Annotated in this window: 6 protein-coding genes; 4 read left to right on the top strand and 2 right to left on the bottom strand. The window is 49.1% G+C overall.

All coding sequences use genetic code 11. The features are described from left to right. The first annotated feature begins 99 nt into the window (after positions 1 to 99). On the top strand, positions 100 to 861 hold the full coding sequence (locus RSA72_RS13985; protein ID WP_332624318.1) for a ferredoxin--NADP reductase: 762 nt from the start codon (positions 100 to 102) through the stop codon (positions 859 to 861). Between the two features lie 127 nt (positions 862 to 988). On the opposite strand, the gene RSA72_RS13980 is transcribed toward RSA72_RS13985, so the two are convergent. After that, a complete protein-coding gene (locus RSA72_RS13980; protein WP_332624316.1) occupies positions 989 to 1,411 on the bottom strand; it encodes a hypothetical protein in 423 nt (140 codons plus the stop codon). A gap of 277 nt (positions 1,412 to 1,688) precedes the next feature. Here RSA72_RS13980 and RSA72_RS13975 point away from each other — a divergent pair, with 277 nt between their 5' ends. The 3 genes from RSA72_RS13975 (at position 1,689) to RSA72_RS13965 (ending at position 4,134) form a co-directional block, all read left to right on the top strand. After that, positions 1,689 to 1,958 carry a hypothetical protein gene (locus RSA72_RS13975; RefSeq protein ID WP_332624314.1) on the top strand — a complete coding sequence of 90 codons (270 nt, stop codon included), beginning with the start codon at positions 1,689 to 1,691 and terminating at the stop codon, positions 1,956 to 1,958. 214 nt (positions 1,959 to 2,172) lie between these two features. Further along, the gene (locus tag RSA72_RS13970) at positions 2,173 to 3,894 is read left to right on the top strand and encodes a mechanosensitive ion channel (protein ID WP_332624312.1); all 1,722 of its coding nucleotides are present in this window, start codon (positions 2,173 to 2,175) and stop codon (positions 3,892 to 3,894) included. A 66-nt stretch (positions 3,895 to 3,960) separates the two neighbouring features. Beyond that, the gene (locus tag RSA72_RS13965) at positions 3,961 to 4,134 is read left to right on the top strand and encodes a hypothetical protein (protein WP_162898159.1); all 174 of its coding nucleotides are present in this window, start codon (positions 3,961 to 3,963) and stop codon (positions 4,132 to 4,134) included. 143 nt (positions 4,135 to 4,277) lie between these two features. Here RSA72_RS13965 and RSA72_RS13960 read toward each other — a convergent pair. Next, on the bottom strand, positions 4,278 to 4,532 hold a 255-nt coding region (locus RSA72_RS13960), incomplete at its 5' end, for a hypothetical protein (protein ID WP_332624306.1).

Here is a 4,532-nt window from a genome sequence, read left to right as displayed (position 1 = left end):
AAAGTCATGCGCATGAATAGAGCCTTAACATTTAAAAAATATTAATAAATTATGCCGTCATGCTAACATGAGCGCAGTCTTTCATGCCACGTTGAAATCATGTCAATTGAGAAATTTAGCTTAGAAAAAGTCTTATCTGTACACCGTTGGACCAGCACTTTATTCAGCTTTACCATGACGCGGCCGGCGCATTTTAAGTTCACGGCAGGGCAGTTTGCCCGCATCGGCTTAAAAGCGGGAGATGATTTAGTGGTGCGGGCTTACTCTATAGTGTCCTCGCCATTTGATGAAACTTTGGAATTTTTCTCAATTGTGGTGCCGGACGGCGCATTTACTTCCAATCTGCAGCATCTGCAGGTTGGCGATGAGCTGTATTTGGAAAAAATCCCTTACGGCTTTTTAACCTTGGCGCGCTACCAGCTGCCGCTGCCGCAGGATCTCTGGCTTCTGGGAACAGGCACAGGCTTGGCGCCGTTTTTATCCATGCTGCAGGACTTTGAAACCTGGCATAAATATCAGCAGATCAATCTGGTTTACAGCGTGCGCACTGAAGCTGAATTGGCCTATGCGGAGCGGATTGAAGAAATCGCTGCGGTTTTTGGCGAAGGGCATCAGGGTTTCCGCTTTATTCCGGTGATCACCCGTGACCCGCATGCGCCGCTGCATGAGCGCCTGCCGGCGCTGATTGGCAATGGCGCGCTGGAACAGGCGGCCGGCTTGGCGCTGAACCCTGCAAGCAGCCATGTCATGCTGTGCGGCAACCCGCAGATGGTGGAAGACACGAAAGAGGCGTTAAAAGCACGCGGGCTGACCATGAACCGGCGCGGCGAAGGCAATATTGCGGTGGAGAACTACTGGTAGGCTGAAATCCATCTTCCTGACGGCAGCGGACATATCGCTGAATTCTAAAGTCTGTATAAAGCCAAAGGGAATTTCATAGGCACAAAAAAACCTCCGTTTCAGAGGTTTTTTTGCGCAGCTGCATCATTTAATGCACAAACATATCCATATAATCGCGGATTTCCTGAATGGCGGAGTCAACATCCGCCGTGAGCCAAGTCGGCTCAAAAAGGCCGGCATAATGATCCAGACGCTCTTGAGGCACCACCAGGCGCACCGGGCATTCTTCTTCCAGCAGGCGCCAGGGAATAATCGGCACTTCATTGTCCAGAAAAGCCGTCACATTGCGTATGTCAATAATCATCGCATTAATGCAGTCTGGAAAAGGCATGACAGAAAACTCTTCTGTGCGGCGCCGGAAAAATTCCAGATCTCCCCATTTCAGGACATAGCTTGGCTTATTGAATTCAATGATTCCAATCAGATGCTGATCACGGGTGTAGTGCAAAGCGCATTGATAAGTGACGTCAGTGTCAAGATCAAGCGTCGCACTTTGCTGACGGTACGCCATAAATACTCAGGACATCAAAAATAAGGTGGACAATTATAGCCCATTTCCCGCCAAGAGGGCAGTATTTTGGCGCAATGGGCAGCTGCGGGCAATCCGTCCGGAAAATGCCGGCGCCGCATTGCTCAGGATCGGGCTGCAATTTCCTGCCGGCCTGCGCGCGCGGCGGCTGATTGAATTTACAAGACTTCACTATCCTGCAATGGTTCTTCACACATGCTGGCATAAGGGCTTGCTAGTATAAAAAAACAGCAATTGGATCATAAAAGTGAGGGGAATTATGACGCATGATTTTAATAAACCGCCCCATACTTCGAGTTCAGAAGAAACAACTCAGAAGAAACGCATCCCTGTTTATATTTTAGCTTTAGTGGGCATATTTTTTGTAGCGCTGCTGGTTTATATGTTTGCAGACATTAAGCCGGATGCGAATGATGCGCCTCCGGGGCATCCTAATCCGCAAGCGCAGCAGGCCGCGCCAAGTCATGCGCCTGCAGGCGGTGAAAGCGCTGTCAAAAGCGGCAATGCTTCGGGCGGAGCGAATTATTAGCTGCGCAGCTGTAACGCGGTTGTCTAAATTAAAAGCCTTAGCGCTCAGCTGAGGCTTTTTTGCAAGCGCTTGTGCTCTTTTGTTGTAGTTCTGCAGTCTAAGGTTGATTAAAAAACAGTCAAAACCTAAGGTTGATTGGAAAGCGCATAAGGTTTGACCGGACACAGGATATCCGCAGAAAAATAGGCAAAGCTATAACAAAGAGGGCGTAAAAATGAATGATTATTCTGGAAGCCCAGGCGGGCGTTTTGATGCCATATACTACTGGGATCAATTCCACCCCATACTGAGCGCTGTGGCGATTCTTTTTATTGGCTGGATTGTGGCCCTGCTGGTGGCAGCCGGCATCAAGAAAGCGCTGCAGAAATTAGGCGCCGATCAAAAGCTTTCAAGCGCAACGGGGCACCGTTCTAATATTGAGAGCATTATTTCCCGTGTTGTGTTCTGGATTATTTTAATTATTGCGGTCATTGGCGCCTTGAATGTGCTGAACTTAACCAGCGTCAGCGGGCCATTCAGCAGTATGATCCAGCAGTTCCTGCTGTTTATTCCGCAATTGCTGGCTGCAGCCGCAGTGGGCTTTATCGGCTGGATTGCGGCGAATTTGGTGAAAGCCGGTTCGCAAAAGCTGCTGAATAAAACCCGGCTGGATGAAAAGCTCAGTGCGGAAGTCGGCGTCAGTCCGGTCAGTGAAAACATCAGTGAAATCGCTTACTGGCTGATTCTGCTGCTGTTTCTGCCGATTGTTCTGTCCATTTTAGGCTTAACCGGCCTGCTGCTTCCAATTCAAAACATGGTGAATGAGGCGGTGCTGTACTTGCCGAATATCTTTATAGCGGGCGTGATTGTTTTTGCCGGCTGCATTTTGGCGAAAATTGTCCGCGGCATTATTGAAGGCCTGGCCGGCAGCTTAAACCTGCAGCAGCAGGCTGAAAAAATCGGCTTATTTAAAAACTCCAATCTGCCCCATCTGCTGGGTTCATTTGTGTATGCTGTGGTCATTATCACCGCGCTGATCATTGCATTTGAAGCGCTGGGCATTGAAGCGATTTCTCAGCCGGCAACCGCCATGCTGCATGAAATCATGTTTGCGATTCCCAATATCATCGCTGCCGGCCTGATCCTGATTCTGGCGTATATTGTTTCGCGCTTTGTGGCCAAGCTGGCGGCGGAAGTCATTGCAGGCACTGGCGTTGACAGCCTGCCGGGAAAACTGGACGCGCAGCGCTTCTTGGGCGCAACCAAGCTGTCTGATGTTGTTGGCTATTTAATTGTGTTCTTTACCATGCTGTTTGCGGTGTCTGAAGCGGCCAGCCGCTTGGGCTTCGATCAGATCAGCGCTTTAATCGCCATGTTTATTCAGTTTGGCGCAAATATCCTGCTCGGCGCGGTGATTCTGGTGATTGGCTTCTGGCTGGCCAATATCGTAGCGAATGTGGTGCAGCGCGGCGAATACAACAGTTCACGCTGGCTGGGCAGTTTAGTGCGTGTGCTGATCATGGGGCTGGTGGTGGCCATGGGGCTGCGCGCAATGGGCATAGCCGATTCGATTGTCAATCTGGCCTTTGGCCTGACGCTTGGCGCGGTTGCGGTTGCATTTGCGCTGGCCTTCGGTTTAGGCGGGCGCCAGCCTGCGGAGCGTGTGCTGACGGATTTAATTGATAAAGCCAAGAAAGAGGGCTGCCAGCCGAATCCGGTCAAAGATCAGGCGCGCGCCTGCGGTTTCGGCATGCCGGCAGCATCGGCTCAGGTTCCGGCGGATGACGGCTATCCGGTGCGCCAGACAAAAGCGCCGGGCGTGGCGGAGAAGGAAACGGCAACGCCCGATCAGCTGGATGTCAATCCGGCTCAGGCGCCAATCAACAATCCCTATGGCTCTACGGGAGAAGATGAAAAAGGTGTTGATGCGCGCACGAATAAAGATGACCCCAAATAACCTGTTCAATGCTTAATGGATCGGCCACTCTAGGGTGGCCCTTCCTATTTTTACGTGAGGTGAATCATGCCGAAAAAAGCGCCCCATAAGTTTTTGGCGCCCATTATTATTGCCGGAATCACCGCCGGCTTTCTCGCCAGCGCCTGTAAATTCATTTTTGCAATGAAAAAACGCGCCGAAACAGCGCCTGATGAAATGCTTATGAAAAATAGTGAGAAAGAAAATGAAAAAAGTGTTTGAAAATTAAACATTGTTTGATACTTTCTAAAGTATTGAAGCTAAGAATGTTTTATCAGGCATAAATGCTTAGTTTTAATTATACGGAAATATATGCGCATTATGCTGAGTCAATGAATGACAAAAAACGAGGGTTAAAACAATGTTTAATAAACTAATTTCAACTTTAAAAGCAAAAGCGCCGGTTCAGGCGTCATCTCATGCTGCGCTGGCTGCGGCGAAAATGGAGCAGGCGGTGAGCCGTCTTGCAGCTTCAAAGAAAATTGCATTATTCCAGACCGATTATTTGGAATAAAATACTCTATTAAATTTCTTGCATAAATCAAAAAATGATCATTAATTGGCAATGAAATTAATATTGAAAGTTCCTTCTCTTGCGCCATATATGGCTCAGGGAGAAG

It is taken from the genome of Acinetobacter sp., assembly GCF_036659555.1.
GTDB lineage: Bacteria > Pseudomonadota > Gammaproteobacteria > Pseudomonadales > Moraxellaceae > Acinetobacter.
The sequence above is the reverse complement of the archived record's forward strand: the minus strand, read 5'-3'. Positions and strand labels throughout refer to the sequence as shown.

Bases quoted from the DNA above. Each gene is read 5' to 3' on its own strand.
- RSA72_RS13985 (WP_332624318.1), top strand. From the start codon at position 100: ATGTCAATTGAGAAATTTAGCTTAGAAAAAGTCTTATCTGTACACCGT.
- RSA72_RS13980 (WP_332624316.1), bottom strand. From the start codon at position 1,411: ATGGCGTACCGTCAGCAAAGTGCGACGCTTGATCTTGACACTGACGTC.
- RSA72_RS13975 (WP_332624314.1), top strand. From the start codon at position 1,689: ATGACGCATGATTTTAATAAACCGCCCCATACTTCGAGTTCAGAAGAA.
- RSA72_RS13970 (WP_332624312.1), top strand. From the start codon at position 2,173: ATGAATGATTATTCTGGAAGCCCAGGCGGGCGTTTTGATGCCATATAC.
- RSA72_RS13965 (WP_162898159.1), top strand. From the start codon at position 3,961: ATGCCGAAAAAAGCGCCCCATAAGTTTTTGGCGCCCATTATTATTGCC.